The sequence below is a fragment of the Spiribacter aquaticus genome (assembly GCF_007625215.1).
GTDB lineage: Bacteria > Pseudomonadota > Gammaproteobacteria > Nitrococcales > Nitrococcaceae > Spiribacter > Spiribacter roseus.
Genome location: NZ_VMKP01000007.1, coordinates 1 through 4,263 on the forward strand (window position 1 = coordinate 1; position 4,263 = coordinate 4,263).

At 58.6% G+C, this 4,263-nt stretch carries 3 protein-coding genes and 3 pseudogenes; all 6 read right to left on the reverse strand.

The annotated features are described in order from the left end of the window. Positions 1-678 (reverse strand): annotated as a pseudogene (locus tag FPL11_RS10215) (transposase); the annotation flags it as partial. Between the two features lie 206 nt (positions 679-884). Beyond that, positions 885-1,721 (reverse strand): sulfotransferase domain-containing protein, encoded by an 837-nt coding sequence (locus FPL11_RS09990; protein WP_235013521.1) that lies wholly within the window; start codon positions 1,719-1,721, stop codon positions 885-887. A 15-nt stretch (positions 1,722-1,736) separates the two neighbouring features. Beyond that, positions 1,737-2,495, reverse strand: a complete 759-nt coding sequence (locus FPL11_RS09995; RefSeq protein WP_144348479.1) for a sulfotransferase family 2 domain-containing protein — start codon at positions 2,493-2,495, stop codon at positions 1,737-1,739. Positions 2,496-2,500: 5 nt separating this feature from the next. Beyond that, positions 2,501-3,592 (reverse strand): glycosyltransferase, encoded by a 1,092-nt coding sequence (locus tag FPL11_RS10000; RefSeq protein WP_144348480.1) that lies wholly within the window; start codon positions 3,590-3,592, stop codon positions 2,501-2,503. A gap of 70 nt (positions 3,593-3,662) precedes the next feature. After that, positions 3,663-3,992, reverse strand: a pseudogene (locus tag FPL11_RS10005) (transposase); the annotation flags it as partial. 15 nt (positions 3,993-4,007) lie between these two features. Beyond that, positions 4,008-4,263, reverse strand: a pseudogene (locus FPL11_RS10120) (hypothetical protein); the annotation flags it as partial.

The following is a 4,263-nucleotide window of genomic DNA, read 5'->3' on the forward strand; positions in this document are numbered from 1 at the left end:
CTGGCGTTTGATCACCCGGCGCATCCGTTTGTATTGCCGGGCGTGGGCATAGCGCCCGGCCTGACGGTTCAGCCGCGGGCCTGTACGCGCGTAGCTCTGGCGCAGATTGATGTCGGCCTCGGCCGCACGCTCCGCAAGCTTTGATCGGGCCACCTCCAGCAGACGGCTGTCGGTGGGATGGGCGACGTTCTTCTCCTGCACCGTGGTGTCGATAGAGACCACCCGTAGCTCGCGGGGCCGGATGGCCTTCAGTGTCTTCGCCGCCTCAACGGTCTGGGCGAGCAGTTCTTCTGCGCCGGCTTCGTCCAACCGGTTACGCCAACGCGTGAGGGATGAGGGATCGCATGGCAGCTCATGCTGGAAGTACACCTCACCGGTGAAGTACTGCATGTACGGCGACTCCAGTCAGCGCTCGAGGACCTGATCATCGGAGAGGTTGTAGGCGTACTTGAGATACAGCAGCCCCACCATCATCCGGACGGGGAGTGAGGCGCGCCCCGCGCCCTCCGGCGTCGGCGGCAGAAGGTCGGCGACCTGTTCAACGATGCCTTCCCAGGGCATCGCATCCGCAAGCCGCACCAGGGGATGATCCGACCGGATGATCTGATCCAGGCGGGCCCGGAAAAGATCATCGCTGCGATGGTTCTGCTCATCACTCGGCGAAGGTCGATGGCGCATCAAAAACCCATCCGATATTGCAAGGAAACTACCCATATTATCCCAGTTTCTTGCAATCACTGCGAGCCAAAATCGACAATTTATGCAGCATAATCAGAGGGTTGGGTATTGTTAGGGTCGACTCCTTAAATTCGGCTCCCATCTAATGTTGACCCCCGTGCCACCGTTCGAAACCACTTCGCGTAGACGGGCTGCACTGCAGGCCATCACGCGGATCCAACTTTGCGCCAGTGCCCAAGATCAATCCCCAACAGATGTTCGACAAAGGCGATATCCGCCTCGAATTCATCGACCAACTGCGCCCGCAGGTCATCGGGCGGAGCATCTGCTCCCCGGGTCCCGCCGCCATAGACTATTCGCTTGAGACCGGCGGACTTGGCCACGTTGACCGCGCCATAAAGCCCGAGATTACGCAGAATTTCGGCCGCACGGGTCGATACTGATGCTAAAGCCCGGCTTGGTGGGTGTCCGGCGGCATTGACTTGCCTGCCCAGATCAAGACTGTCGGTCTCGAGCGGTTCGCCGATGAAGCGCCCGACACGGGCAAGCACCGCGCCGGGGTCCTGCTGGACCTCATCTTGCAGCAGCACAAGCACCTGTTCCCGGCCAAAGACCTTCTGCCAGCGCGGCACATGCAGGCTGTAACGACTGGCCTGCCTGATTTCAGGGATCCGGACATCGGCCTCTTCGAAACTGTCGCCAACTCGACCCTTGCGGAGATGGTGCTGGTAGAGCGACCAACTGCGGGCCGCCGGATCACGCAGCGTGACGATGACTTTGAGGTCTGGATTGTGGGCATGCAGGCGTTCGACGACTTCGGCGGAATGGAAATAGGACGGCCCGAATTCGATGCGCCGGCCATGCCCGTTGAAATGCGCCATGTACCAGTCGATGCCCCGGTCGAAATGGCGGTCCCAGAAGAATGTCTCCTTCACGCCGGAGGGAAAACAAAGGGCACCCGTCGGTGCGAGCACTTCGGCCAGCCAGGACGTCGCGGTCTTCTGCGGGCCGACGCCTAGAATCTCCAGTCTGGTCTCAGGCATTTCCCGCACCCCGGTTTAGTATGGAAAGCCGTAGCCGAACGCTTCGAGCTCCGGCGCGAAGAGCGCCTCGACACGAGCCCGAAGCGCTGGCGTGTAGAGCGCGCCGTAGGTGCTGCGATTGCTGGCCGCCGTGGCCTTTTCTCGCCCGAGCGGCGTATCCGGGAGGCCGAGAGAGGCGATCATGTCGGAGAAGTCCTCCTCCAGCCGTTCGTAGCGGCCCACGTGATCGGCCACCAGACGCCCGTCGATCGACATCATGTCCCAGTTTGTGACCGCGTGGTCATGCACGATCCCGCCGGAGGCGACCGGATTCTCCAGCGCGCCTATGAACTCCTCGAACGTGAAATACCGGCGGAGCATGCGCTTGCGCCAGTTGTAGTCCGAGGCCACCCGCTCGAAGGGGTTCCGGGTGAAGCAGAACTTGCGATAAGTGCCCCAGACCTCGCCTAGAAAGGCGGCCGCCGCCGCGGCCGGCGGATGCGGCGGGTTCGGGGCCAGGCGCCGACTGTAATACTGTTTCACAGCGATGTTCTCCGCCTCGGGCCAGGACTTGCCCAGCACCCGCGCCCCCAGCGCCACTGCCCGCATCTTGGGCCGCTTCAGAACCGGCAGCAGGCCCGGCGGTATCTTCTGCCCAGATCCAATGATCTCGTTAAGGCTGCCGATGACGATGTCGCGCGGCCCCAGGTGCCGTGTTAGCGCTACCTTCATGGCGCTGCCGGCCACCTTGCGGCAGTGAATGAAGATGAATTTATGCCTGTGGCTAACGATCAACCTCGCTACCCCTGCAGCTCCTCAGCAAGGCCCTCGTAAACTTTCCGATATCGCTCAGCGCTTAATTCTAGCGAATAACGGTGGCGTACGAAATCCCTTGCCTTTTGGCCCAACTTCTCCCGGCGCTTACTGTCAACGGAAAGCCCGAGCAACTGCTTACCGAGCGCTTCGCTATCCCCAGCGTTGAAAAAGACAGCATTCTCTCGTCCAATTACTTCAGGTAACGGATCGATATCGGTCGCAAGAATCGCCTTAGCCGCGGCCCCGGCTTCAACCATCGCGTTACAGAACCCTTCCCATCGTGAAGAAACCACGAATATATCCATATCAACAAGGGTTTCGTATACTTTATAACGCGACAACGCGCCTGTAAGCTCAACCGCATCCTCGATGTCAAGTTCTCGGATCAGCCGATCTATATTGCAGCGCTCCGGACCATCCCCGACTAGCCTCAGCGTGAGCGGAACCTCTGACTTTGCGTAGGCCTTAGCAAATCCGCGAAGAAGCGTCGGCAGGTCTTTCTGCGGAACCATTCGACAGACAGTCCCAACCATTACGGTTTTTGTCTGCGTTTTCTCAATTGAGCTGGACGCTATATCTAGTTTTCGAAAATCGATGCCATTGTAAATGACCGTGGACTTTGTCCGTCTGACAAACCAGGGCAAAGATGCCTTCGTCCCCTCGGAGTTACAAACGATTCGGTCAGAAAAAAGAAACGCAAAACCGAATGATATTTTATGTCTTTTTTTGTAGCTATTGAAATTACTGTGCGCAGTAGTGACTAACCGCGTCTTAGGAATGCAACGCAGAAGCGCTGCGAGAAGCGCTGCTCGGGCATGATGTGCATGCATTACCATCGGCCGCCGAAGTCTCATTAAGGTCGGCAGACCACAAAATAGGCTTGTCTTGCTGTCTTCCTGACTAGATACGATCTGGACGTCCCAGTCAGGATAGGCTTTGTTTATCTGCATCAACGCAGCTTGACGGGATTGCCTTATCGCGACAATGTTCCGCCGAAGATCGGATTTTTGAAATGCAAAGTTTTCAAGCCCAATATTTCCAGCATCAACTGTATTAAATAAGGCAACGACTTTCACAGAGACTCCTAAACCATTCGCAGTCAAAAAGGCGCAAATGTTTCTAAAACCAATCGGTCAAATTTAAGGTTTATCGCGCATTACCGGGGTAAGCGGATCGGATCTTGAGGAAGAAGTACTCGTCATCGCGGACACCGTAGGCCATTCGGTTAATGACCTTGATCTTGTTGTTGATGCCCTCGATGAGGCTCGTGTGTAGCGGGAACTCGGCATGGGCGAGGATGATGCCCGGCACGAAGCCCTTGATGCGCTCGGCAAAGCGCTGGATGGCCGCAACGCCGGACTCCATGGCGCGCTGGTACCACTCTTCCCAGCAACCTCTTGCCTCGTCCGGGTCTCGGTGACTCCACAAGGCCTTGAGATCCTCTCGGAGCATGTAGGCGATCATCAGCGGGGTGTTCGCATCGAAGAGCTCCTAGAGGCGCACATGCTGGGCCCGGTTGGTGTTGCGCGGTGAGCGCAGCAGCAGCCACTTCGAGGCCTTGACGACTTTGCGCGCCGCCTTGTCATGTCGCAGGGCGTTCGCCTGATTGACGCGGACACGGTCGACGACCTCGCGGCTGTACTCGGAGCGCTCCAGAGCGTTCATGGCGGCGGTCTCACCCACCGCCGCGGACTTGTCCCGGGAGGTCCAGCCCTCCGGGTCCGGATGGTCGCTGTCCGGTAAGCAC

Excerpts from the sequence above, each read along its gene's own strand:
- FPL11_RS09990 (WP_235013521.1), bottom strand. The coding sequence starts at position 1,721 with ATGCCTGAGACCAGACTGGAGATTCTAGGCGTCGGCCCGCAGAAGACC.